The following is a 24,008-nucleotide window of genomic DNA, read 5'->3' as shown; positions in this document are numbered from 1 at the left end:
CTCACGCTCTTTTAGTGTAAAATGAGAATAATGATTCATCGTTCCTCCTGGTTGATTGGTTTTCGTCGACACAATTTTACCAGAAAACGGTGGATCATTTTTTGTTGCACTTAGATTGTAAATTCAAGGAATAAAAAAACCGGGCCCGAAGGTCCGGCGAAGCAAACGGCAGAGGCTGTTTGCTTTTTTTATTACAGTTGTTTCTTTTTTCGGCTCTCGATAAGAATGGGTACCGTAAGGCCCGTGACGATGCAGAGGATGCCGGCAATTTTATAAAGAGATAGGGTTTCGCCTAATAGGGTCACGCCCATAATGGTGGCGCACATGGGGTTTAAGGCGCAGAACATGCCGGCCCGCTCCGGGGTGGTGTGGCGTTGGGCCACGGGCTGCAAGGTAAAGCCGAAGCCGGTGCAGACGACGGCCAGCATGAGGATGACGGTCCATTCCACATGATTTTCGGGCCACCGCGGCGTTTCCGTGAGAAAGGTGGCGAGGGATGAGAGGATAAAAATCCACAGTACCTGCAAAAAGCCCAGTTGGAAGGGGTCGTCGGTTGCGGCGAAGCGAGCGGTGAGGATGATGACCGTGGCGTAGTTCAGCGCCGCAATGAGGGCGAAGATTTCGCCGCGGGTCAGGGCGATCCTGCCCGGGGTGTAAGTTAAAAAGCCTACGCCTATAATAGTGATCACCGCGCCGAAAATGGCGGACTTCTTCGGCAGGGTGCGTGTAATGAGGGCGACTAAGAGTGGCACGAGAATGATGGAGGTGTTTTCCAAAAAGGACACGGTGGAAGAGGGGGATGTTTTTAAGGCCATAAACTCAAAGGCCATGACGGCGAAAAAGACCACGCCTAAAATCGTGCCGTGAAGAAGGGTGCTCTTTGTCATGGGATAAAGCCGCTTGTGAAACAAAAGGGTCAGGAGGAGGACGGCGACGAAGAAGCGGACGGCCAAGAGATTAAACACGTCAAGGCCCTCCATGCCGATTTTAATAAAGTAGTAGCTCGTGGCCCGGGCGATGATAACGGCGGCCAGGAGTACGGATGCACTTTTTTCGCTCATGATTGCTTCTTTCTATTGATGGTAGACAGTGATGTCTCGGGTGAGGAAATAAAGAATGATGTTTCCTGCCACAAAAATAAGAGTGAGCAGGGCGGCGTAGACGAGGGGCGCCTTGGTCATGACGCCGACGCCGATGAGTAAAATGGCGAAGCTGACCAAAAGGCTTCCCAGGCCGGAGAAAAAGGATTGTTTTGAATTTTTCGCCAGCTCTTGGGGATTGGTCCAATCGTAATTGGCGAATTTCCAGTCGAAGAACAGGGAGATGCCGTTGATGAAAAGGGCGTAGGCCAAGGGGCCGAAGAGATAAAAGGGCCAATACACGAGGTCGGGCCGTAAGTTTATAATGAGGAGCAGCCAGGCAATGATATAGGCGGGAGCGATAAGGCTTGCGGCCATAAAAAGCTTCCCGAGAAAAACCGACTGCCCCTTTAAAGGCAGGGTGTAGGTGTTATATGCACTCGCGCCTTCCAGAGAAAAGCCGAAGCCCGCTAGGTTCATCATGCCGGCGAGGCCGATGAGAATCAAAAAGATCGCCGCGTCCGGGGAGACGAAGGACTGGCTTTCTAAAAAGCCGAGAAACATTTCTTTCACGGCGGGCACGAAGAGAATGGCCGCGAGAATTACCGGGAGCACCGTGCCGAAAAAGCTGTTAAAGGCCACGGCGCTGTTGGAGAAAAAGAGCTGCCGTTCTTTTCGAATGAGGGCGGCATATTTTCTGCGCACCTTGTAGTCGCCGCCTTTCACTGCCTTCACCGTGCCGCGAGGGGCCAAGCTTTCCCCGATGGTAAAAAAATGTTTCGCCATGTAGTTAAGAAAGGCGTAGTATATGATCCCTGTCAAAAGAACAAAGACGAGGATAAGCCACAAATGATGATTCAGGGCGAAGGATACGGGCCGTGCCGCCGCGGGCAGGCGATTGTAAAAGCCCATGAAGACGACGAGGTCTTTAAAGTCCCGTGCCAGCTCCGTGTAAAAGCCCACCATAAAGACGACGAAGAGGAGAAAGCCGAAAAAGCTCTTCACGCCCTTTGACAATTGAAGGCGACTTCCGCCTTTTGCCGAGAAAATGCGCAGAAAGCAGCCCAGGCATTCGCCTAACTGATTGGCGCAAAAAAATACGACGAGGACGAGGATGGCCTTAATCAAAGAGCCCGTGGCCACGTAAGTAAGAATCATGGAGGGTAGGGTAAAGGCCAAGACCAAGGGAAGACTGAACACGGCCGGGCCCGTGTTTTTTGAAATAAGGATGAGCCGCGTGTCCACGGGCAGGCTCCACAATGTGGATTGGTCAAAGTCGTTGAAGTAGATATTTCGAATTTGAATAAAGGCGATGATGGCGCTGGCGAGAAAAAACGCGAGGGCCATGACGTCCATAGAGGAAAGAGTCCCCGCATCGTTTAATACAACCGACACGGAAAAGGCGCCGGCCTCGCCTTTCGAATCCAAAATCGCCATGGAGGCGAAGATGGGCAAGAGCCCGCCGATCCAAAAGTAGCCCCAAAGGGAAAGGAGATAGATTAAAATGCCGAAGGCCTTTTTCTTTTTCCCCTGGGTGAATTGATTAAAGGTGCGCTTTCTTTCCAGTCGGTTTAAAAGCCTAAGCTTGTTCATGGCTTTGCATCCTTTCCATGAACAGATCTTCCAAGCTGCCCTTTTGAAGCACCTCTTCCGTGGGACCGAAAAAGACCAAATGGCCTTCGCGAATAATGGCCACCTTGTTGCACAACTTTTCCGCCACTTCCAAGACGTGGGTGGAGAAGAGAATCGTCGTGCCCTTTTCCGCCGCCATTTTCTTAAAGGTTTCCCGAATGGATTTCGTGGCCATGGGATCCAGGCCCACAAAGGGTTCGTCCAAGACGATGAGCTTGGGATCGTGGATCAAAGCGGCGATGAGAGCCAGCTTTTGCTGCATGCCGTGGCTGTAATTGTCGATGGACTCGCCCAAGCGATCGCGAATGGCGAAGAGGTCGGCGTAGTATTCGATGCGGTCTCTGCGGGTTTCGTAATCCAGCTCAAACATGTCGGCGATGAAATTTAAGTACTCGATGCCCCGCATGAATTTATAGAGCTCCGGATTGTCCGGCACGTAGCTGTAAAGTTTTTTCGCTTCCAGAGGTTCCTTTTCGATGTCGTGGTCGCCGATGAGAATCTTTCCGCCGTCAAAGGGAATGAGTCCTAAGGCGGATTTGATGGTGGTGGTTTTCCCGGCGCCGTTGGATCCGATAAAGGCGCAAATGTCTCCGGGGTCCAATTCAAAACTCACGTCGTGAAGAATTTGTTTCTTGCCGTAATATTTAATTAAATGCTGTATTTGAAGCATAGAACCTCCTTTAATTGCGAACGATTTTCCATTATTAGAATATAGTACGGGGCGCGGGATTGCAAGAAAAGAGGGGAGGCGAACGGTGATTTAATCGGTAAAATTTGTGTTATAATTTTCTTCTAAGGAGGAAGAAATGCATCAGTACAGGGGACGATTAATTTTGCACACGGGGAGCATGTTTTCGGGAAAGACATCGAGCTTGGAGCGGGAAGTGAAGCGCTTTCGCATCGCCGGCTACAACACGCTGGTCTTGAAGCCCACGCTGGATACCCGCTTCATTCACTCTGCCATAACGAGCCACGACAACACGTCGCTTGAGGCCGTGGTGGTGGAAGACATCGCCGGTGTGCTTGAGGCGGCGGCGGAGCACAGGGCCGACGTGGTGGCCATCGACGAAGTGCAGTTTTTAGGCGGCGCGACCGATGAAATTCTCGCGGCCTTCGACACCCTTTTAGACGAGGGTAAGACCGTGGTCTGCGCGGGGCTGGACATGGATTACGAGGCCCATCCCTTTGAGATCGTGAAGGAAATCATGGCCGTGGCCGATTACGTGGAAAAGCACCACGCCGTCTGCGCCCACTGCGGCAGCGACGCCTGGGTGAGCCACCGCACGTCGGGGGAAGGAGGCCGTGTGGTCATCGGCGCCACGGAAAGCTACGAACCGCTGTGCCGCGCCTGTTTTAAGCGGATACAAAATCGCGGCGAAAGGGGGAGAAAATGAGTGAGAAAAAAGTTGCGGTCTTCGGCGGCTGCAATGTGGATATTAGCGGAAGGCCCTACGAGCATTTGGATCTTTACGACTCCAATCCCGGGGCCGTGGAGTTAAGTCCCGGCGGCGTGGGACGAAACATCGCCGCCACCATCGCCCGCTTGGGCATCGAGACGGCGCTCATTACGGCTTTCGGCGACGACGACAAGAAGGCCATGATCCTGGCGAGGGCGCCGGAAAAATTATCCTTCGATCACGCTTTTACCTTCGAAGGGGCGTCAACGGGCAGCTACCTGGTGCTCTTGGATCAAGAAGGGGAAATGCACGCGGCAGTCAACGACATGGCGGTCATGGAAAAGCTGAGCCCCGAGAAAATAAAAGCGCGCCGCCAATTGGCCGAGGCGGCGGATTACGTCGTGGTGGATGCCAATTTGCGGGAAGACACCTTGGCGGAAATTTTCTCCTGGAACATGAAGGCCGTGGTGGACGGGGTAAGCGCCGTGAAGGTAAAGAAATTTGCCTCTTTTCTTAATCGCATTCATGTGTTAAAATGTAACGTTCTGGAAGCGCAGGTATTAAGCGGCCGGGGAAGCGACGATGTCGCCACTCAGGGCGCCGCTTTACGAAGCATGGGCGTGGAGTATGTGGTGATTACGGCGGGAGCCGACGGAGCCTACTTGTTTAAGGACGAGGAAATGCTCCACTACACCACCAGTCCCATGACCATTCGGGGAGCCACCGGCGCCGGGGATGCCTTTTGCGCCATGTTGACGGCAGAGATGGCGAAGGGTAAGACGATTGACCATGCCGTCGTCGGCGCCATGGCCGCATCGCGCATGGTGCTGAAGAGCGATCAAAGTGAACTTCCTTTCTTTGATGCAAAAGAATGGGAAAAAGAGAAAAAGGAGATTCATTATGAAAGAAACTAATTTGAAGCAGTACATGGACATCGCCCCGGAAGTACAAAAGGCATTGGATGAAAACAAGCCCGTGGTGGCACTGGAATCCACCATTATCTCCCACGGCATGCCCTATCCGAAAAATGTTGAAATGGCCAAACACTGCGAAGCCATTTTGAGAGACGCCGGCGTCACCCCGGCCACGACGGCCATTATCGGCGGCCGCATTAAGGTGGGCCTTTCCGAAGAAGAAATCGAATTTATGGCCACCTCCGACGACATCGTGAAGAGCTCTACGAGAGACTACGCCCACATCGTCGCCGAAGGGAAAAACGGCGCCACCACCGTGGCCACCTCGGTCTTGACGGCGCGCCTCGCAGGCATTCCCATTCTCGTCACCGGCGGCATCGGCGGCGTGCACCGCGGCGCGGAAACCACCATGGACATCTCCCGCGATCTTCAGGAAATTGCGAACACGGACATCGCCGTGGTCTGCGCCGGCTGCAAATCCATTTTGGACATCGGCCTTACCTTGGAATATTTGGAAACCTTCGGCGTGCCGGTCATCGGCTACGAAACGGAAGAAATGCCCGCCTTCTTTACCCGCCGAAGCGGCCACAAACTGGACTACCGCTACGATGACCCCACAGCCATTGCAAAGCTTATGAAGACGAAATGGGATTTAGGCATCGACGGCGGCATCGTCGTGGCCAATCCCATTCCCGAAGCCGACGCCATGGACGAAGATACCATTAACGCCGCCATCGAAAAAGCCTTGGCCGATGCGGAAAAAGAAGGCATCTTCGGCAAAGCCTCTACGCCGTTCCTGCTCCAACGGGTGCTGGAAGTTACCGGCGGCAGCAGTTTGGAAGCGAACATCGCCCTCGTTTACAACAACACGAAATTGGGCGCGGCCATCGCCAAAGCATACAGCGAAAACAAGTAAAAGAAATTGCCCGCAGCGTTGCGGGCTTTTTTATTGGGCGAATCTATTGACCGAGGCGAAAAGGGCGTTTATAATACGATTATTGTTTAGTAAATTAAGATTAAAGTTTAGTGGTGATTATGAGCATCGGACAAAAAATTCGTCGCCTGAGGCAGGTGCAGCAACTTACCCAAGAGGAGCTGGCCCAACGAAGCGAGCTCACCAAGGGATTTATTTCCCAGGTGGAGCGGGACCTCACCAGCCCTTCTGTGGCGACATTTATGGACATATTGGAAGCATTGGGCGTCTCGCCGGAGGCTTTTTTTAAGGACGAAGAGGAAATGCAAATCGTCTTTTCCGAAGAAGACGCCTTTACTTTTGATGACGAGGTCGCGGGCTACGGCGTGGATTACATCGTGCCCAACGCCCAGAAAAATTCCATGGAACCCACTTTGTGGCGCATCGCGCCCATGGGTTCGTCGAAAGTTCTCGGTCCATTTGAGGGCGAATTTTTCGCCTACGTCCTCTCCGGGCGATTGGATTTCTGCCGAGGTGACGACGTATTTTCCGTGGAAGAAAAAGATACGATTTACGCGCCGGGGGATGCGCCCTGTTTTTTCAGGAACCTTTCATCCGAGGAAGCGACAGTCCTTTGGGTGAGTAACCCGCCGAATTTTTAGGAGGTGACAGGGGATGCAGTTAATTGAAATTAAAAACATGAAGAAATCCTTCGACGATACGCAGGTGCTCGACGGCATCGATTTAAGCGTGAGAGACGGTGAGTTTTTGACCCTTCTCGGTCCCAGCGGCTGCGGAAAGACCACGCTATTGAGGATCATCGCGGGCTTCGAGACCCCCGACGAGGGGGAGCTTCTCTTTCATGGCAAAGACATGCTCCGCATCAAACACTACGAGCGGCCGGTGAACACGGTTTTTCAAAAATACGCCCTGTTTCCGCATTTAAATGTCTACGACAATGTGGCCTTCGGCTTAAAGCTGAAGAAATTGCCGAAATCCACCATCGACAGCCGCGTGACGGAAATGCTGGAATTGGTGAATCTGCCACAGGTAGCCAAGCGAAACATTCAGTCTCTCTCCGGGGGCCAACAACAGCGCATCGCCATCGCCCGCGCCCTGGTCAACGATCCGAAGATTCTTCTCCTAGACGAACCTTTGGGCGCCCTGGATTTGAAGCTCAGAAAGCAGATGCAGTTTGAGCTGAAGCGGATTCAGGAGCAGGTAGGCATTACCTTTATCTACGTTACCCACGATCAGGAAGAGGCCCTGAGCATGAGCGACACGGTGGTGGTCATGCGAGACGGCGCCATTCAACAAATCGGCACGCCCACGGACATTTACAACGAGCCGGAAAATGCCTTCGTGGCCAATTTTATCGGCGAAAGCAATATTATTCGGGGCCGCTTCGTAAAGGACAAATTGATTTCTTTTTACGGCAGGGAATTTCAGTGCGTGGATGAGGGCTTCGAAGAAAATGCGCCGGTGCAAATCGTCATACGGCCGGAAGATGTGGAACTGAAAGCCGGCCGCGACGATCTCCTTCAGGGCACGGTTACATCCATTGTGTTTAAAGGCGTGCACTACGAAATGATTCTGGACGTCTACGGCGAGAAGTGGAAGGTACAGTCTACCGTGGCGCGGGAGCCCGGCGCGGTGGTGGGCATTTACGTGGAGCCGGATAATTTCCACGTTATGGAGGACGAGGCATGAGGCGTTACGCATCGGCCTATATTTTCTGGGCCATTTTATTTATCGTTCTGCCCCTGATCTTGGTTGTATTTATGAGCTTTAACGGCGCCGGAAACATGAGCATGGGGGATTACCGCTTTTCCACGGAGCAATTCGCCCGTTTCTTTCAGCCCCTTTACCTGAGGATTTTGTGGCGCTCCGTGGTCTTGGCCACTTTGTCCACGGCGGCCTGTCTCTTGGTGGGCTATCCGGCGGCCTACGCCATTGCGAGCACCAAGCCCAAGACGAGCTCCATGTTGATTCTCCTCTTCGTCATTCCTATGTGGATGAATTTTCTCTTGAGAACCTACGCGTGGATCACCCTCCTCGGGCGAAACGGCGTCTTAAACAAAGCCTTTCACCTCATCGGCCTGGGCCCCTTCGACATGATGTACAATCAGGGCGCCATTTTAATGGGGATGATCTATAATTTCCTTCCCTTTATGGTGCTTCCCATTTACACGATTTTACAGAAAATGGACCGCTCCTATCTGGAAGCGGCGCAGGATTTGGGGGCGAGTCCGGCCACGGCCTTTTTGAAAGTCACCTTGCCCCTGTCTTTGCCGGGCATTTACAGCGGCATTTTAATGTGCTTTATTCCGGCCCTGTCCACCTTCGTCATTTCCTCCCTGCTCGGGGGAAACAAGTATTATCTCGTGGGCAATATTATCGAGCAGCAATTCAGGCTCACGGGCAATTGGGCCTTCGGCTCCGCCATTGCCGTGGTGCTTATCGTTATTTTGATCGTCATGTTATTTGTCTTCCGCCTCGTCGGCGAGAAGCGGCCGAAAGGAGGCAGCCGTGGGAAATAAAATCAGAAACGCCTATTTGGGCCTCATGCTTTTGTTTTTGTATCTGCCCATTGCCGTGCTCATCGTCTTCAGCTTCAACGACACGAAACTTCGCGGCGTGTGGGCGGGCTTTACCACTCACTGGTACACGGATCTGTTTTCCGATCCCATTATCTTAAAAAGCTTTTACACCACGGTCTTGGTGGCCATCGTGGCCACGGTCATATCCACCGTGGTGGGCACCCTCTCCGCCATCGGCATCCGCGCCTTTTCCAAGCGCAGCCAGGCCGTGATTTTAAACATCAACTACCTCCCCGTCTTAAACCCCGACATCGTCACCGCCGTGGCCCTTATGAGCCTCTTCGGCTTTTTGGCCATGGAGCAGGGCCTACTCACCATGATCCTGTCCCATATCGTCTTCTGTCTGCCCTATGTGATTCTCTCTGTTTTGCCGAAATTGGATCAGCTGGACAACAACATCGTGGAGGCGGCCTACGACTTGGGCGCCAAGACGTCGGAAGTGCTGCGCTACGTCATCGTGCCCCAAATCAAACCGGGCATCGCCACCGGCGCACTCATGGCCTTCACCCTGTCCATCGACGATTTCATTATTTCATTTTTTACCACGGGTCAGGGCGTGAGCAATCTTTCCATCACCTTGTACTCCATGGCGAAAACCGGGATCAATCCCTCCATGAACGCATTGTCCACCCTGCTCTTTGTGGCCGTGCTGGCCCTCTTGCTCCTTCTGAACAAGCGGGACATCGATCTGGTGGATTTTGAGGTGTAATATGAAGCGATTATCCATTCTTCTTTTAATTTCGATTCTGTTTCTTACGGCCTGCGGCAAAGCAGGGGACGAGAAAGAAACCATTCACGTCTACAACTGGGGCGATTACGTGGACATGGACACGATACGCCAATTCGAAAAAGAAACGGGGATCAAGGTGATCTACGACACCTTCGCCTCCAACGAAGACCTGTACGTGAAGCTGAAAAAATCCAACGATCCCTACGACGTCATCGTGCCCTCGGAATACATGATCGAGCGCATGATTCGCGAAGACATGCTCCTGCCCTTGGACTACGATCAAATCCCCAATATGAAAAAGCTGGACAAGCGGATTTTAAACATGGATTACGATCCCGGGAACAAATACAGCGTGCCCTATTTCTGGGGAACACTGGGCATCGTGGTAAACACCGATTACGTGAAAGAGCCCATCGATTCCTGGAGCGCCCTGTGGGACAAAAAGTATAAAAACGAAATCATCATGTACAACTCCCAGCGGGATTCCATCGCCATTGCCCTGAAATATTTGGGCTACTCCATGAACAGCCGCTCCATGAAGGAGCTGGAAGAGGCGAAGGAAGTCTTAATCGCGCAAAAACCCCTGGTCTACGCCTACCTGGCCGACGAGGGGCGAGATGTGATGAGCCAGGGCGACGCGTCTTTATCCGTCATGTACTCCGGGGATGCGGCCATGATGCGCCAAGAAAATAAATCCCTGGAATACATTATCCCGAAAGAGGGTACAAATATATGGTACGATTCCTTTGCGATTCCGAAGCAATCGAAAAATCCGAAGGGAGCCATGGCTTTTATCAATTTCATGTCCCGCCCGGACATCGCCGCGAAAAACGCGGAGCACAATGTGGGTTATGCTACGCCCATTCCCGAAGCCATCGCCCTCTTGCCCGAGGAACTCAGGGAAGATCCCGTGGCCTATCCGGATTTGGACAGACTGCCCCCTTTGGAGGTATATCGGGACCTACACGATTTTGTAGAAGTTTATGATAGAATATGGACGGAAGTCACGGCAAGGTAAGCCGGCAGTGAATAAAGGAGGACAAATCGATTGAAAACATATAATTACTTGATCGTGGGCGCAGGCATCGCCGGCGTCACGGCGGCCAAAGAGATTCGAAAACACGACAAGGAAGGAAGCATCCTTCTTTTGGGAAACGAGAAAGTACGCCCCTATTTTCGGATTCAACTCACGGCACTATTAGGGGACGACGCACCCGAGATTCCCTATTTAGATAAAGAAGGCTGGGAAGAAAAACTCGCCCTGGACGTGAAGCTGGGCGCCGAAGTCGTGTCCGTGGATTTCGATGCCATGACCGTTACCTTGGCCGGCGGCGAAAAAATTCAAGGGGAAAAAATCCTCTTGGCAAACGGCAGCCACTCCAGCGTGCCACCCTTTAAAAATAATGAATTAAAGGGCATCTTTACCTTGAGAAACTGGGACGATCTCATGACTATTCAAAACTATATTAAGGGCTTCAAAGAGACGAAACACATCGCCGTCATCGGCGGCGGCCTTCTCGGTCTCGAAGCGGCAAACAGCCTGAAAAAAAGCGGCCACGTCGTCGCCATTATTAACCGCAGCGAATACCTGCTCTCCAAGCAATTGGACCGTGAGCTGGGCATGATGCTCAACGAAGAAATGAAAGATTTGGGCTTTATGGTCTTTACCGAAAAGAGCACCAAGGCCTTTATCGGCGAAGACGAGGTGCGGGGCATCGAATTCGACGACGGCACGGCGGCGGACTTCGACATGGTGCTGATCTCCGCAGGCGTGCGCCCCAATACGGAACTGTTTAAGGATACGGGCCTTGAAGTCAACAAAGGCGTCATCGTAGACAGCCACCTCATGACCAACAAGGCCAATGTATGGGCTGCAGGGGACGTGGCGGAAGTGGAAGGCCGCGTCATGGGTATTTGGCCCGCCTCCCGCGCCATGGGCAAAGTGGCCGGCGCCAACATGGCCGGCGGCGACGGAACCTACGAAAACCCGAAGGCCCACACGAAATTGGATTTAGACACGATCCAAATCTTCTCCGCGGGTAAAATCGGCGAAGGCGACGTCTATTTCTACGACGACGGCGACATTCACCATCGCCTCTACGCAACGGACGGCAAAGTCACCGGCGCCGTTCTCTACGGCGACACGAGCGCCATGGGCACCTTCCGCAAATTGGTGGAAGCCCACGCGCCCATCGAAGAAGCTCTGGACGGAGCCTATCCCTTCAAATCGGAAAAAGAATAAAAAAATCCCCTTTCGGGGACGAAGCTCGGCGACGGCCGAGCTTTTTTCTTTGATCAGGATTTTATTTTCTTTTGCGGGATAAGGGCCGGTTTCAGTTGCAGGCGAGAGCCGATGCCGATGTAGACGAACACATAGAAGACGGCATAAAATGCTTGCCACTGCGGGCCCTTGTCGGCGTAGTGCACGATGGCCATAGGTACGAAGACGACGGTGGCCACGGCGAAGAGAGACGCCAAAAAGAAATTTACCTTAGGCAAAAAAACCGTGCTGTTTTTCTTTTTTAAGTCGTAGGGCTTTTTGTTTTTACGAATGGCGGTGATTTCCTTACTGAAAATCGGCACGCCGACAAACAGCACCGCGATCACCACGGCGATGCGAAGGAGTGCCGCGTTTTCCATGAGCTTGCCCGCTTCGTTGTAAACGGGAAAGAAGGGATGGATAAAGGCCAATACGATCATGGTGAGCATGGCCAGGTAGTCAGTCGCTTTCAGTATATTTAAGAATTTGCTTTTTTCTATCGTCATGTCAACCTCCGCTTTTAGTATAGCATAGCTGCCTTTTCGTGAAAAGGTTTTTCAATTTATCGGTGATAATTGCGAAAGTATATGGTATGATAAGAAAAAATCAGTACGCATAAGGGGGATGACCATGCAGAAACAATTGAAAAATGGAATTCTATTTGTTGTTTTTTTATTATTGTGCTTTCTACTTACGTTCACACCCCTGATGATGGACAAAGTGGATTTGTCGTCGGAAGAGGAAAAAAATGCCGCTTTCGACGGATTGATCTTCGACGATCCCACGCGCATCGACAATCTGCAAGTGACTCGCCGCATTGAAAAGGGGCCGAAGATCTTGTATCGCTACGATGTGAAATTCCAATATCAGGGAAAAGATACCAGCGTGCGCCTCTTGGGCGTGCCTGTTCGAAACGTGTATCTGCCCAAAGGCGCCAACGGCTCCAAGAGCAAGGTGAAGCTCAAAGGCGAATACGACAAGATCAACGGCGCGGTCTACGACAATCTGCAGATGAATACCGTGCTGGGAAAGGAGAAGCTCACGTTCCAACCCGCATCGGAAATGCGCATCCCCTTAAGTGAAGAGGTGGAAGACTACGCCTTTACCGTGGTCACCGATCCCGCCACGGTGGTGTCCTATACGGGGCGAACCATGGCCGACATCGGCGTCTTCTTGACCAACGGGAAGGTGGATAAATTCTCCGACGCCCTGGGCATCGAAGACAAGGGCCTGCACCCGGAAACGTCGACAAAAACACAGTCCGGCGTCTACATCAACACCTTGGAACTCATGGATCAAGGGGTTATGGGAAGAGCCCATGCGGTAAAAACCGTGGCCACCGTCCTCACGATTCTTTCCGTAGTCGCGGGCCTTGTGATTCTCCTTTTGGATCGACGGAAACTTTATCCCGTGGTTTACGGCGCCATGGTGCTCTTTGCCTTTGCCGCCCCTGCCCTTCGCTTGAAGGCGCCGACCAACGGAGGCATTTTTATCGCCATGCCCGTGGCGGCCTTTGTCGCCTACCTGCTCTTTAAGCTCATGACCAGGAGCAATTTGAAATTAAAAGCACTCGACTTCAGACAAGGCCTGGGGATGGCCCTAATCGTCTTTGTGCTGGCCACCTACATCTTCGCCGTACCCAAAGGATTCTATTTATAGGAGAGATGAGCGTACCTCGCGGTGCGCTCTTTTTTTCGGAAAACCTTCTCTCGTTGAATTTTTGTATGAAGCATATTATAATGAAGTCAGATCAAATAAAGGGGGAAATTATGAAAAAAAGATCGCTACTACTTGCAGTGATGATGCTGTCCATTTTCGTGCTTACGGCATGCGGCGGCGCATCCAACGACAAAGCAGCTAACGATAACAAAGCTGCCAACAATGCAGCTGCCGACGCCGGCGACAAAAAAGACGGCGAAAAATTAAAAGTCGGTTTCGTAACCGACGAAGGCGGCATCAACGACCAATCCTTTAACCAAGGTGTATGGGAAGGTCTGCAAAAAGTCCACGACGACTTCGGTTTCGAGGTATCCTACCAAGAATCCAAAGAAGCCAACGACTACGCGCCCAATATCGAAACCTTGCTTGAAGCAGGAAACGACGTCATCGTCGCCGCCGGCTTCAACTTAGGCGACGCCATGCTGGAAGCGGCAGAAGCCAATCCCGACGTACAATTCTTAATCGTAGACTACACCTACGAAAACGCACCGGACAACTTGGCAGGCATTCAATTTAAAGCGGAAGAACCGTCCTTCCTCGTCGGCTACATTGCCGGTCTTACCACCGAAACCAACAAAGTCGGTTTTGTCGGCGGTCAAGAATCCACGGTTATTCAAGTCTTTGAATACGGCTACAAGGCCGGTGTCGATCAAGCGGCCAAAGAAAAAGGCCAAAAGGTCGAAGTGGTTAGCCAATACGTCGGTAAATTCTCCGACGCAGCCAAGGGCAAGAGCATTGCAACCAATATGTATCAACAAGGTTGCGACGTTATCTTCCACGCATCCGGCGGCGCAGGCGACGGCGTCATCGAAGCAGCCAAAGACCAAGACAAATGGGTCATCGGCGTGGACCGCGACCAAAACGACATCGCTCCCGACAATGTACTCACTTCGGCTATGAAACGTGCCGACAGTGCCGTTTACAAAGTGCTCGAAAGCATGTCCAAGGGCGAAGACTTCCCCGGCGGCCAAAATCTGAGCTACGGTCTTAAAGACGGCGACACCGTCGACATCGCTCCCACCAGCGACAAGAACGTTAAACCGGAAATCCTCGACAAGATCAAGACGATTAAAGAAAAAATCGTTAAGGGCGAAATCAAGGTTCCGGCAACGGCAGAAGATTACAAAAACTTTGAAGCAAAATAAATTTGATCGCGAAAAAGAGGGCTCGGCCCTCTTTTTTTATGCCTTTTAAAAGCGACTGCCGATAGTGTATAATGAAGCCAATAGATGAAGGGGGAAAAGGATGGTTGAAAAGAAACTCGCGCCGGCAGTAGAGATGCGCGGGATAACGAAATTATTCGGCGATTTCAAGGCCAATGACGGCATCGATCTCGTCGTGGAAAAAGGCGAAATTCACGCCTTGCTCGGCGAAAACGGCGCCGGCAAGAGCACGCTGATGAATGTATTGTACGGCCTGTACAAGCCGACTTTCGGCGAAGTGAAGATCAACGGGGAAGTCGTGGATTTTCAGGGGCCGAAAGACGCTATCGGAAAGGGCCTGGGCATGGTGCATCAACACTTTATGCTCTTTCAACCCTTTACCGTGGTGGAAAACATTATCTTAGGAGAAGAGCCCACAAAGGGCGCGGTTTTGGACAAGAAAATCGCCCGTGAAAAAGTGGTAGAGCTTTCCAATCGCTACGGATTAAAAATTGATCCGGATGCCAAGATCGAAGATATTTCCGTAGGTATGCAGCAACGGGTGGAAATCCTGAAGGCCCTCTATCGCGATGCGGAGATTTTAATTTTCGACGAGCCCACGGCGGTTTTAACGCCCCAGGAAATCGACGAGCTCATCGCCATTATTAAGGCCCTGGCCGCCGAAGGCAAGAGCATCATCATCATTACGCACAAGCTGAAAGAAATTAAAGCTCTGGCGGAAAAATGTACGATTATTCGCCGCGGACAGCGCATCGACACGGTGGATGTGGCAAACACCACGGAGGCCGATCTCGCCGAAATGATGGTGGGACGGGCCATCAAATTTAATGTCAATAAAAAACCCGTGGAAGCCGGGGATGTGGCCCTTCACATCGAAAACCTTCACGTCAAAGACGTGCGTGGCGTGGAAGTGGTGAAGGGACTGAATTTAGACGTCAGAAAAGGCGAAATTTTCGGCGTCGCCGGCGTAGACGGCAACGGCCAAAGCGAATTTTTAGAAGCCATTACGGGTCTCAGAAAAATCGAAGCGGGCAAAGTGATCATCGAAGGAATAGATGTCACCAATGCCACGCCGAAAGCCATTCGCGAGGCGGGCATGAACAATATTCCCGAAGACCGAAACAAGCGTGGCCTGGTGCAGGAATTTACCGTGGCGGAAAACATGGTGCTTCACAGCTACGGCGAAGCCCCCTACTCTTCCAAGGGCATTCTGCAGGAAGGGGCCATTACCGCCCACGCGGATAAGTTAATGGAATCCTTTGACATTCGCCCGAGAAAGAGCCGCTATTTGGCCGGCGATCTTTCCGGCGGTAACCAACAAAAGGTCATTCTCGCGAGGGAAATCGACGACGATCCCGATGTGTTAATCGCCGCCCAGCCCACCCGGGGCCTGGACGTCGGCGCCATCGAAAACATTCACCAATTTTTGGTGCAACAGCGGGACAAAGGCCGCGCCGTGCTCTTGGTGAGCTTCGAACTCGACGAGGTTATGAGCCTGTCCGATCGCATCGGCATTATTTACGAAGGGGCCATTACAAAGACCTTCAACGAAGGGGAAGCGGATCAAAAGGAACTGGGCTACTACATGGCGGGAGGTGTGGACAGTGAATAAAAAAATGCTATATTATACCGGCATGTCCATCCTCTTGGGCTTGGTCGTCGGGGCCGTGATCTTCGCCCTGGTCGGAGTCAATCCTCTGGAGGCCTACAAGGTCATGATTTTAGGCGCTTTCGGCAAGCCGAAGTTCATCTCTTGGACCATTGTGGAAGCCGTCCCCATTATTTTAACGGGGATCGCCGTGGCCTTCGCCTTTCAAACGGGGATCTTTAACATCGGCGCGGAAGGCCAGTTCATTATGGGCAGCCTCGCCGCAGTCATCGCCGGGGTGGTACTTCACTTGCCGCCGGTGATTCACGGCATCGTGGCCCTCTTGGTCGGCATTGTATTCGGCGCTCTGTGGGGCGGTCTCGTGGGCCTGTTTAAGGCGAAGCGCGGCGTCAACGAAGTTATCTCGTCCATTATGTTGAACTGGGTTGCCTTTTACTTGAGCAACTACATGCTCACCAAAGCTTTCTTGAGAAAGCCCGACAGCAACTATTCATTTAATATTCAGCCCTCGGCGAGCATCCGCATTTTAAACGAGTGGAAGCGCTCCGAGGCCGGGCGCGCCGTGTTGAAGAACAACGAATTTCTCCGCGGCATCTTGAATCCGCCCATTCACTGGGGGATTTTCATCGCCATTATCGTCGCCGTCCTGGCCTGGTTTATTTTGAAAAAAACCACCTTGGGCTATCAACTGAAAGCCGTGGGCTTCAACCGCTTCGCGGCGGAATACGGCGGCATCGACATTAAAAAGAACACCATGATCTCCATGGCCATTTCCGGCGGCCTGGCGGGCCTGGCCGGTGCGGTACAGGTTTTAGGCGTGTCGCAAAACATCGGCCTTTTGGCGGCCCAACAGGGCTACGGCTTTAACGGCATCGCCGTGTCCTTAATCGCGGCCAACCATCCCATTGCCTGCATCCCTTCGGGGATACTGTTCGCGGCCTTAAGCTACGGCGGCGGCAAACTCAACTCCGCGTTGAAGACCCCGTCGGAAGTCATTAATATCGTCATCGGAATTATCGTCTTGTTTATCGCCATGCCGCAATTTATGGATTGGATTCGCACGCGCTTTGCATCGAAGAAAGAAAAAGGAGGGGAACAAATTGGATAATTTTATCATGGGCTTTGCCGGCATCTTAGGCATTACGCTCCTCTACGCCGCTCCTTTAATCTACACGGCCATGGGCGGCGTCGTCAGTGAAAACACCGGCGTCGTCAACATCGGCTTGGAAGGCATGATGACCATCGGTGCCGTTGTCGGCGCCACCGTGGGCTACTATGTAGGCAATCCCTGGATCGCTTTTCTCTGCGCCGGCCTCGGCGGCATGGGCATCGCCCTTTTGCACGGCATCGCCACCATCCACTTCGGCGCCGACCACGTGGTCAGCGGGACGGCACTGAACCTACTCGGGCCGGGCCTTGCGATATTTCTCGCCCGCATGTTTTTCGACGGCGCGGCCATGACCAAGCCCATTCCGCTGAAAAATAAAATGCCGCGGGTTTTAAGCAATGTCTTCCCCGCGGGGAGCGCTCCCGACATTATTTTCGGCCAATACATTACGGTCTACATCGCCTTTGTCGTCGTGGCATTGGTTTACTTCATCCTCTACAAGACGAAATTGGGCCTCAGGATTCGCTCCGTCGGTGAGCACCCTCACGCGGCGGAAACCTTGGGCGTGGACGTCTATAAAATCAAATACATCGGCGTCTTGACTTCTGGCTTTTTAGCCGGCCTCGGCGGCGCCAGTTTATCCCTCGCCGTGGTTGCCAATTTCCGGGAAACCCTGATCTCCGGTCAAGGCTTTATCGCTTTGGCGGCGGTGATTTTCGGCGGCTGGAAACCCCACACCACGCTTTTGGCCTGCCTCTTGTTCGGCGCGGCGGAAGGTCTGGTCATCTTCTTGGGCTCCACGTCCTTGACGGTGGCGCCGGATTTGTTGAACATGCTTCCCTATGTGATTACCATGTTCGCCATGGTCGTCTTTGTCGGCGAAGCCCGAGGCCCCAGCGCCAACGGGATTCCCTACAAGCGGAATAAGTAAAGGAGAAGAACCATGGATTACAAAGTTTACGAAGACGGCATAATCGCCCTGCGCTTGGATCCCGGCGACGAAATTTGCGAAAGCATTTTGGCTTTGGCGGAAAAAGAAGACATTCAGGCGGCTACGGTGACAGGCCTTGGCGCCACCGACGACGTAGTCATCGGAATTATGGACACGAAGGCGAAAAAATACAACGACATTCCGTTGAAAGAGCCCTTTGAGCTCACCTCATTGATTGGAAATCTTTCGAGAAAAGACGGCGCGCCTTACCTCCATGCCCACGTTAATTTGGGGAACACGGAAGGCCGCGTCTTCGGCGGCCACTTGCAATTGGCGGTGATTTCCGTGACGGCGGAAATTTTCATTCGCCCGATTAAAGGCGCCATCGACCGAAAGTTCAACGACGGTATCGGCGTGAACCAAATGATTTTTTAAGTCTTGAAAATCTTGTAAAAGAGTCGGGGGACCGGCTCTTTTTTCTTGCCGATAACGGGAGAAGAAGTGAATTGGTGAAAAAAATATCTAAAATTCTCCTCGCAGGGTGGCGAATCGCCCCCGCTGTGCTAAAATGAAGAAAGTAAGAAGTAGAAAGAGTTCCTTTTCCGAAAGGTTCGCCCTTGGGGAAGAGGTAGGAGGTGTCTATGAACGAAAAATTGGGAATTATCGCCATTATCGTCGAGACCGGCTCCGGTGAAACCATTAAGAGGATCAACGATCTCTTACACGAGGAGCGGGACATTATCGTAGGACGATTGGGCATTCCCTACCCGAAACGCGGATTGTCACTCATCAGTGTCGTCGTCGACGGCAAACAAGATAAAATAAACGCCCTGTCGGGAAAACTGGGCATGCTGGAGGACGTCACTGTACGAACCACCTTGGCCGGGGATCTATGATTCAGGGAATATTCAGAAAAGTAGATGAAGGCCGAGGCCTGGAGAGAGACGACATACGCTATTTACTCGAAAACCGCGAGGCGGTGGAAGAGGCGGTCTTTGAAAAGGCGCGAGCCATCACCGACCTGCACTTCCACAAAAAGATTTACGTGCGCGGTTTAATTGAATTTACAAATCATTGCCATAACAATTGCTACTACTGCGGCATTCGCCGGGACAACGACGAGGTCGAGCGCTACCGAATCACCCCCGAAGAGCTGGAGTCGGCTGTGGCCGTCGGTGCCGAGGCTGGATTTCAAACCTTCGTCCTCCAAGGAGGCGAAGACGCCTACTTTACCGACGAGCGCTTGGCGGATTGGGTGCGGCGAATCAAAAAGATTCAGCCGAGCTGCGCCATTACCCTCTCCGTCGGCGAGCGGAGCATGGAAAGCTACGCCCGATTAAAAGAAGCCGGCGCCGACCGCTTTTTGTTGCGCCACGAAACCTACGATCCCGCCCATTACAAGAAGCTGCATCCGAAAGAAATGGATCAGCAAAAGCGGATGAAGTGCCTGATGGACTTAAAGGCCTTGGGCTACCAGGTGGGAAGCGGCTTTATGGTGGGCAGCCCTTATCAGACCATTGATAATTTGGTGGAGGACTTTATGTTCCTCCAAGAATTTCAACCGGCCATGATCGGCATCGGGCCCTATGTGCGCCACCACGCCACGCCCTTTCGCGATTTCGAAAACGGCAGCGTGGAGCTGACGGCCATGTGTATCGCCATTTTGCGCTTGCTTTTTCCCACGGCAAACATTCCGTCTACCACCGCCATGCAGACCTTGGCCGAAGACGGACGCAACCGAGGCATTTTAGCCGGGGCCAATGTGTTTATGCCCAATCTGTCGCCGCCCAGGGTGCGAAAAAGCTACGCCCTATACGACAACAAGGCGGCCTTTGCCTTGGAAGCGGCGGAAAACTTAAGGGATTTAAAAGAGCAAATTGCCCAATTGGGTTATGAAATTGTTATGAGTCGAGGAGATTTTACGGGAAGGGAGAACCACAATGTACAATAAAATGTCTGCAAAGGCAGAGGAATTTATCAATCACGACGAAATTATGGCCACGCTGGAAGAGGCCAACGCCAATCGCACAAACCGCGAAATGCAAGAGGCGATTTTAGAAAAAGGCCGGAAGATGGAGGGCCTGGACCACCGGGAAGCGGCGGTTCTTTTAATGTCGGAGCTGGATGACATTCGGGAATCCTTCCGTCAATTGGCGAGAGACATTAAAAAGAAATACTACGGCAATCGCATCGTGCTTTTCGCGCCCTTGTATCTATCCAACTACTGCGTCAACGGCTGCGTCTACTGCCCCTACCACTACAAAAACAAAAACTTGGACCGAGTCAAGCTTACGCAGGAACAAATCGAAAAGGAAGTTATCGCCCTTCAAGACTTGGGCCACAAGCGCCTGGCACTGGAGCTCGGCGAAGATCCGGTGAACAATCCCATCGAATACGTCTTGGAAAGCATCAAGACCATTTACTCCATTAAGCACAAAAACGGCGCCATTCGCCGCGTCAATGTAAACATCGCGGCCACCACCGTGGAAAATTACAGAAAGCTGAAAGAAGCGGAAATCGGCACCTACATTTTGTTCCAAGAAACTTACCACAAGGAAAATTACGAAGCCCTGCACCCGACGGGACCGAAATCCAACTGGGCCTACCACACGGAAGCCATGGACCGCGCCATGGAAGGGGGCATCGACGACGTGGGCCTCGGCGTCTTGTACGGCCTGAACAATTATCCCTACGACTTCGTGGGCCAATTAATGCACGCGGAACACTTGGAAGCTTACAAGGGCGTGGGACCCCACACCATTTCCGTGCCCCGGATTCGCCCCGCTGACGACATCGACCCCGACGAATTTGAAAACGGCGTGCCCGATGAAATTTTCGAAGACATTATCGCCTTGATTCGCGTGGCCGTTCCCTACACGGGCATGATTATCTCCACGCGGGAAAGTCAGGAAATGCGCAAAAAGGCTCTGGAACTGGGCGTATCCCAAATTAGCGGCGGCTCCAAAACCTCTGTCGGCGGCTACGACGAATCGAGAGAGGAAGACAACTCCGCCCAATTCGACACCGACGACTGCCGCAGCCTCGATGAAGTCATCCACTGGCTCCTGGACTTAGGCTATCTGCCCAGTTTCTGCACGGCCTGCTATCGGGCGGGACGCACCGGCGAAACCTTTATGGAAGAAGTGAAGAGCTTCCAAATCGCCAAATTCTGTCAGCCAAACGCCATTATGACCCTGCAGGAATACCTCTCCGACTACGCCGCCGACGATACCCGCCAATTAGGCGAAGAAAAGATCCACGACTTCTTAAAGGATGTGGAACGGGACGATCTGCGGGAAAAAGCCGCTGAATACGTGAAGCGCATTCAAGGCGGCGAACGGGACTTTAGGTTCTGATATGGAAACGCAAAGAGGACTTCGGCTGCACATCGCCATTTTCGGAAAGACCAACAGCGGAAAAAGCACTTTAATGAATCTGCTTACGGAGCAAACCACCTCCATGGTTTCGTCGAAGCCGGGCACCACCACGGATCCGGTGTATAAGAACATGGAAGTGGACGGTCTGGGGCCGGTGACCTTTATCGACACGGCGGGCACCGCCGATGAAACGGAGCTCGGCGAAGCGCGGGTGGCACGCACCATGAAAGTGGTGGATGAAATCGACGGTGCCATTTTAATCGGCGAGGTGGGCGACGATATTCTGGAGCCTTTGGCGAAAAAAGATCTGCCCGTATTAAAACTCAATCGCCCCTTTCCCGAGCGGAATGAAATTTTAAATTCCCTTACGGCCCTCTTCAAGGAAAAAAAGAAGGCCCCGGGCCTTTTCGACGGCATGGACATGGGAGAACACCTGCTCTTCGTTATGCCTCAAGACGAATCGGCGCCGAAGGGGCGGTTGATCTTGCCCCAAGTACAGGCCTTGAGAGAAGTCATCGATAAGGGCCTTACCGCCACGATTTGCGATTTGGACACCATGGACGGGGCCATCGAAAAACTGGCCGAGGCGCCGGATTGGATCGTCACCGACTCCCAAGTTTTTTCGGAAGTGTATAAGAAAAAGCCGGCGGAATCCAAGATCACGTCCTTTTCCATCTTGTTCGCTCGCGCCAAGGGCGACATCGACATTATGGTTCAGGGAGCGAAGACCTTGCGCAGCTTGCCGCCCGATGCGAAGATCCTTATGGCGGAGGCCTGCACCCACGCGCCCAAGGAAGAAGACATTGGCCGGGTCAAAATCCCCGCCATGCTCAGAAAGCGCTTGGGCGAGGAGATCACCGTAGACTTTACCCGGGGATTGAGTTTCCCGGAAACTGTCGGCGATTACGATTTGATCATTATGTGCGGCAGCTGCATGTTTCAGCGGCCCGTGGTGCAGGCCCGGGTGGCCAAGGCCTGTGAAAAAAACGTCCCCGTCACCAATTACGGCCTGGTCATCGCCGAAGCCAAGGGCATATTGGACAAAGTCGATTTTTAAGAAGCGAACGAGTCGGTTTGCAAAATAAATATAAATACGAAGCGGTGAGCCGAGCGCTCGCCGTTTCTTTATGGGAAGAAATGTTGTGAGATGTTGCCGTGTTCGATATAATAGTTCCCAGAAGGATTACGAGTGAGGTGTAAGTGTGAATGTATCAATTATTTTAGCGGCAGGCGAAGGCACGCGGATGAAATCCGACATGCCCAAGGTGCTGCATAAAGTTGCGGGAAAAGCCATATTAAGTTATGTGGTGGACAACTGCATCGCCAATGCCATGGACAAAACCGTGGTCATCGTCGGACACAAAAAGGCCGACGTCATGGACTATTTTAAAGACGCGCCGCTCACGTTTATCGAGCAGACCATGGGCGAAGGTGTTCCCTACGGCACGGGCTACGCCGTCTACTGTGCCATGGACGAATTTTCCGACGAGGACAAGGTCTATATTTTAACCGGCGACACGCCCCTTTTTAAAGAAGAGACCATCGCCAGATTCAGAGCTTATGTGGAAAGCCATGACTTCGACGCCTGCGTGTTAACCGCCGTAGTCAGCGATCCCTTCGGCTACGGTCGTATCATTCGGGACCAAGATTCCACCATCGCGGGCATCGTGGAAGAAAAAGACGCCACGGACAAAGAAAAAGCCATTACGGAAGTAAACACGGGCATCTTTGCCTTTACCGGCCGGGCCTTGAAAGAAAACATCGGCAATCTAAGCTCCAACAACAATCAGAGCGAACTTTACTTAACCGATGTGATCCAAATGCTCAAAGACGACGGAAAGAAAGTCGGCGGATTTACCATTTGCGACGAAGAGGAAATGCTCGGCGTCAATTCCCGCGTGCAACTTGCCGCCTGTGAAAAAATCATGCGCCGCAGGATCAACAAGTACCACATGGAAAACGGCGTCACCTTCCTCGACGACGCATCGACCTTAATCGACAGCGGCGTCAAGATCGGTCGCGACACGATTTTAGGGCCGAGCATCCACCTGGTAGGTGAGACCACCATCGGCGAAGCCTGCGTCATTCAAGGCGCGAGCCGCATCGTGGACAGCACCGTTGCAGACGGCGCCGTCATCGACTCATCCGTGGTCGAAAAATCCGTCGTGGGCTCGGGCGTCACCATGGGGCCCTACGCCCACCTGCGCCCCAACTGCGTATTGGAAGAAAATGTGCACATCGGCAATTTCGTGGAAGTGAAAAATTCCCACATCGGAAAAGGCACCAAGGCGGGCCACTTGGCCTACATCGGCGACGGCGACGTGGGAGAAAATGTCAACATCAGTTGCGGCGTGATCTTTTGCAACTACAACGGCAAGGAAAAATTTCGCACCACCATCGGCGACAATGCCTTTATCGGCTCCAATGTCAATTTGGTGGCTCCCATCGCCATCGGCGAAGGCGCCTTTATCGCCGCCGGAAGCACGGTGTCGAAAAATGTGGAAGACGGAAGTTTGGCAGTAGAGAGAAGTGAACAGAGAATGATTCCCGGTTGGAACCGGAGAAAGGACAGCTAG

General features: G+C 52.6%; 24 protein-coding genes. 20 read left to right on the top strand and 4 right to left on the bottom strand.

Features of this window, described 5'->3' with window-relative positions; translation table 11 throughout:
- Positions 1–191: 191 nt before the first annotated feature.
- Genes OCV31_RS08500 through OCV31_RS08490 form a run of 3 tightly spaced genes read right to left on the bottom strand, consistent with a single transcriptional unit; the run spans position 192 to position 3,381 of the window.
- The gene (locus tag OCV31_RS08500; protein WP_148474311.1) at positions 192–1,061 is read right to left on the bottom strand and encodes a DMT family transporter; all 870 of its coding nucleotides are present in this window, start codon (positions 1,059–1,061) and stop codon (positions 192–194) included.
- 12 nt (positions 1,062–1,073) lie between these two features.
- Entirely contained in the window at positions 1,074–2,672 is a 1,599-nt protein-coding gene (locus OCV31_RS08495) for a hypothetical protein (protein ID WP_148474309.1), read from the bottom strand.
- A complete protein-coding gene (locus tag OCV31_RS08490; RefSeq protein WP_148474307.1) occupies positions 2,659–3,381 on the bottom strand; it encodes an ABC transporter ATP-binding protein in 723 nt (240 codons plus the stop codon). Before OCV31_RS08490 ends, OCV31_RS08495 begins: the two co-directional genes overlap by 14 nt.
- Positions 3,382–3,517: 136 nt before the next feature.
- Here OCV31_RS08490 and OCV31_RS08485 point away from each other — a divergent pair, with 136 nt between their 5' ends.
- From OCV31_RS08485 to OCV31_RS08445, 9 genes are all read left to right on the top strand, one after another.
- Positions 3,518–4,105 carry a thymidine kinase gene (locus OCV31_RS08485; protein WP_148474305.1) on the top strand — a complete coding sequence of 196 codons (588 nt, stop codon included), beginning with the start codon at positions 3,518–3,520 and terminating at the stop codon, positions 4,103–4,105.
- Complete coding sequence (locus OCV31_RS08480) at positions 4,102–5,022, top strand: carbohydrate kinase family protein (RefSeq protein WP_148474303.1); 921 nt, start codon at positions 4,102–4,104, stop codon at positions 5,020–5,022. Before OCV31_RS08485 ends, OCV31_RS08480 begins: the two co-directional genes overlap by 4 nt.
- Positions 5,009–5,938 (top strand): pseudouridine-5'-phosphate glycosidase, encoded by a 930-nt coding sequence (locus tag OCV31_RS08475; protein WP_267303910.1) that lies wholly within the window; start codon positions 5,009–5,011, stop codon positions 5,936–5,938. The genes OCV31_RS08480 and OCV31_RS08475 overlap by 14 nt, the downstream gene beginning before the upstream one ends.
- A gap of 119 nt (positions 5,939–6,057) precedes the next feature.
- A complete protein-coding gene (locus tag OCV31_RS08470) occupies positions 6,058–6,597 on the top strand; it encodes a helix-turn-helix domain-containing protein (RefSeq protein WP_148474301.1) in 540 nt (179 codons plus the stop codon).
- A gap of 13 nt (positions 6,598–6,610) precedes the next feature.
- On the top strand, positions 6,611–7,645 hold the full coding sequence (locus OCV31_RS08465; RefSeq protein WP_148474299.1) for an ABC transporter ATP-binding protein: 1,035 nt from the start codon (positions 6,611–6,613) through the stop codon (positions 7,643–7,645).
- Positions 7,642–8,475, top strand: coding sequence for an ABC transporter permease (locus OCV31_RS08460; protein WP_148474297.1), 834 nt, complete (start codon positions 7,642–7,644; stop codon positions 8,473–8,475). The genes OCV31_RS08465 and OCV31_RS08460 overlap by 4 nt, the downstream gene beginning before the upstream one ends.
- 25 nt (positions 8,476–8,500) lie before the next feature.
- The gene (locus tag OCV31_RS08455; protein WP_148474313.1) at positions 8,501–9,244 is read left to right on the top strand and encodes an ABC transporter permease; all 744 of its coding nucleotides are present in this window, start codon (positions 8,501–8,503) and stop codon (positions 9,242–9,244) included.
- Position 9,245: 1 nt separating this feature from the next.
- The gene (locus OCV31_RS08450) at positions 9,246–10,283 is read left to right on the top strand and encodes an ABC transporter substrate-binding protein (protein WP_148474295.1); all 1,038 of its coding nucleotides are present in this window, start codon (positions 9,246–9,248) and stop codon (positions 10,281–10,283) included.
- Positions 10,284–10,313: 30 nt separating this feature from the next.
- On the top strand, positions 10,314–11,507 hold the full coding sequence (locus OCV31_RS08445; protein WP_148474293.1) for an NAD(P)/FAD-dependent oxidoreductase: 1,194 nt from the start codon (positions 10,314–10,316) through the stop codon (positions 11,505–11,507).
- A gap of 53 nt (positions 11,508–11,560) precedes the next feature.
- Here OCV31_RS08445 and OCV31_RS08440 read toward each other — a convergent pair whose 3' ends face one another.
- Complete coding sequence (locus OCV31_RS08440; protein ID WP_148474291.1) at positions 11,561–12,031, bottom strand: hypothetical protein; 471 nt, start codon at positions 12,029–12,031, stop codon at positions 11,561–11,563.
- 202 nt (positions 12,032–12,233) lie between these two features.
- Here OCV31_RS08440 and OCV31_RS08435 point away from each other — a divergent pair, with 202 nt between their 5' ends.
- From OCV31_RS08435 to glmU, 11 genes are all read left to right on the top strand, one after another.
- Positions 12,234–13,184 (top strand): hypothetical protein, encoded by a 951-nt coding sequence (locus tag OCV31_RS08435; protein WP_267303909.1) that lies wholly within the window; start codon positions 12,234–12,236, stop codon positions 13,182–13,184.
- A 110-nt stretch (positions 13,185–13,294) separates the two neighbouring features.
- Positions 13,295–14,389 (top strand): BMP family lipoprotein, encoded by a 1,095-nt coding sequence (locus OCV31_RS08430; RefSeq protein ID WP_148474287.1) that lies wholly within the window; start codon positions 13,295–13,297, stop codon positions 14,387–14,389.
- Positions 14,390–14,489: 100 nt separating this feature from the next.
- Positions 14,490–16,019, top strand: a complete 1,530-nt coding sequence (locus OCV31_RS08425; RefSeq protein ID WP_148474285.1) for an ABC transporter ATP-binding protein — start codon at positions 14,490–14,492, stop codon at positions 16,017–16,019.
- Complete coding sequence (locus OCV31_RS08420) at positions 16,012–17,124, top strand: ABC transporter permease (protein WP_394800654.1); 1,113 nt, start codon at positions 16,012–16,014, stop codon at positions 17,122–17,124. The genes OCV31_RS08425 and OCV31_RS08420 overlap by 8 nt, the downstream gene beginning before the upstream one ends.
- Complete coding sequence (locus OCV31_RS08415; protein WP_148474283.1) at positions 17,117–18,055, top strand: ABC transporter permease; 939 nt, start codon at positions 17,117–17,119, stop codon at positions 18,053–18,055. The genes OCV31_RS08420 and OCV31_RS08415 overlap by 8 nt, the downstream gene beginning before the upstream one ends.
- A gap of 12 nt (positions 18,056–18,067) precedes the next feature.
- Entirely contained in the window at positions 18,068–18,490 is a 423-nt protein-coding gene (locus OCV31_RS08410; protein ID WP_148474281.1) for a PPC domain-containing DNA-binding protein, read from the top strand.
- A gap of 206 nt (positions 18,491–18,696) precedes the next feature.
- Positions 18,697–18,951, top strand: a complete 255-nt coding sequence (locus OCV31_RS08405) for a TM1266 family iron-only hydrogenase system putative regulator (protein ID WP_108831150.1) — start codon at positions 18,697–18,699, stop codon at positions 18,949–18,951.
- Complete coding sequence (hydE, locus tag OCV31_RS08400; RefSeq protein WP_148474279.1) at positions 18,948–20,006, top strand: [FeFe] hydrogenase H-cluster radical SAM maturase HydE; 1,059 nt, start codon at positions 18,948–18,950, stop codon at positions 20,004–20,006. The genes OCV31_RS08405 and hydE overlap by 4 nt, the downstream gene beginning before the upstream one ends.
- Positions 19,996–21,411, top strand: a complete 1,416-nt coding sequence (gene hydG / locus OCV31_RS08395) for a [FeFe] hydrogenase H-cluster radical SAM maturase HydG (protein WP_148474277.1) — start codon at positions 19,996–19,998, stop codon at positions 21,409–21,411. Before hydE ends, hydG begins: the two co-directional genes overlap by 11 nt.
- Position 21,412: 1 nt before the next feature.
- Complete coding sequence (locus OCV31_RS08390; RefSeq protein ID WP_148474275.1) at positions 21,413–22,489, top strand: GTPase; 1,077 nt, start codon at positions 21,413–21,415, stop codon at positions 22,487–22,489.
- A 145-nt stretch (positions 22,490–22,634) separates the two neighbouring features.
- Positions 22,635–24,008 carry a bifunctional UDP-N-acetylglucosamine diphosphorylase/glucosamine-1-phosphate N-acetyltransferase GlmU gene (glmU, locus tag OCV31_RS08385; protein ID WP_148474273.1) on the top strand — a complete coding sequence of 458 codons (1,374 nt, stop codon included), beginning with the start codon at positions 22,635–22,637 and terminating at the stop codon, positions 24,006–24,008.

The organism is Aedoeadaptatus acetigenes, from assembly GCF_025566985.1.
GTDB lineage: Bacteria > Bacillota > Clostridia > Tissierellales > Peptoniphilaceae > Aedoeadaptatus > Aedoeadaptatus acetigenes.
This window is presented reverse-complemented; position numbering and strand designations above follow the sequence as displayed.

Bases quoted from the DNA above. Each gene is read 5' to 3' on its own strand.
- OCV31_RS08490 (WP_148474307.1), bottom strand. From the start codon at position 3,381: ATGCTTCAAATACAGCATTTAATTAAATATTACGGCAAGAAACAAATT.
- OCV31_RS08410 (WP_148474281.1), top strand. From the start codon at position 18,068: ATGGATTACAAAGTTTACGAAGACGGCATAATCGCCCTGCGCTTGGAT.
- OCV31_RS08455 (WP_148474313.1), top strand. From the start codon at position 8,501: ATGCTTTTGTTTTTGTATCTGCCCATTGCCGTGCTCATCGTCTTCAGC.
- OCV31_RS08425 (WP_148474285.1), top strand. From the start codon at position 14,490: ATGGTTGAAAAGAAACTCGCGCCGGCAGTAGAGATGCGCGGGATAACG.
- hydE (WP_148474279.1), top strand. From the start codon at position 18,948: ATGATTCAGGGAATATTCAGAAAAGTAGATGAAGGCCGAGGCCTGGAG.
- OCV31_RS08430 (WP_148474287.1), top strand. From the start codon at position 13,295: ATGAAAAAAAGATCGCTACTACTTGCAGTGATGATGCTGTCCATTTTC.
- OCV31_RS08465 (WP_148474299.1), top strand. From the start codon at position 6,611: ATGCAGTTAATTGAAATTAAAAACATGAAGAAATCCTTCGACGATACG.
- OCV31_RS08500 (WP_148474311.1), bottom strand. From the start codon at position 1,061: ATGAGCGAAAAAAGTGCATCCGTACTCCTGGCCGCCGTTATCATCGCC.
- OCV31_RS08390 (WP_148474275.1), top strand. From the start codon at position 21,413: ATGGAAACGCAAAGAGGACTTCGGCTGCACATCGCCATTTTCGGAAAG.
- OCV31_RS08485 (WP_148474305.1), top strand. From the start codon at position 3,518: ATGCATCAGTACAGGGGACGATTAATTTTGCACACGGGGAGCATGTTT.
- OCV31_RS08475 (WP_267303910.1), top strand. From the start codon at position 5,009: ATGAAAGAAACTAATTTGAAGCAGTACATGGACATCGCCCCGGAAGTA.
- OCV31_RS08450 (WP_148474295.1), top strand. From the start codon at position 9,246: ATGAAGCGATTATCCATTCTTCTTTTAATTTCGATTCTGTTTCTTACG.
- OCV31_RS08405 (WP_108831150.1), top strand. From the start codon at position 18,697: ATGAACGAAAAATTGGGAATTATCGCCATTATCGTCGAGACCGGCTCC.
- OCV31_RS08470 (WP_148474301.1), top strand. From the start codon at position 6,058: ATGAGCATCGGACAAAAAATTCGTCGCCTGAGGCAGGTGCAGCAACTT.
- OCV31_RS08435 (WP_267303909.1), top strand. From the start codon at position 12,234: ATGATGGACAAAGTGGATTTGTCGTCGGAAGAGGAAAAAAATGCCGCT.
- OCV31_RS08440 (WP_148474291.1), bottom strand. From the start codon at position 12,031: ATGACGATAGAAAAAAGCAAATTCTTAAATATACTGAAAGCGACTGAC.
- OCV31_RS08460 (WP_148474297.1), top strand. From the start codon at position 7,642: ATGAGGCGTTACGCATCGGCCTATATTTTCTGGGCCATTTTATTTATC.
- OCV31_RS08480 (WP_148474303.1), top strand. From the start codon at position 4,102: ATGAGTGAGAAAAAAGTTGCGGTCTTCGGCGGCTGCAATGTGGATATT.
- hydG (WP_148474277.1), top strand. From the start codon at position 19,996: ATGTACAATAAAATGTCTGCAAAGGCAGAGGAATTTATCAATCACGAC.
- OCV31_RS08495 (WP_148474309.1), bottom strand. From the start codon at position 2,672: ATGAACAAGCTTAGGCTTTTAAACCGACTGGAAAGAAAGCGCACCTTT.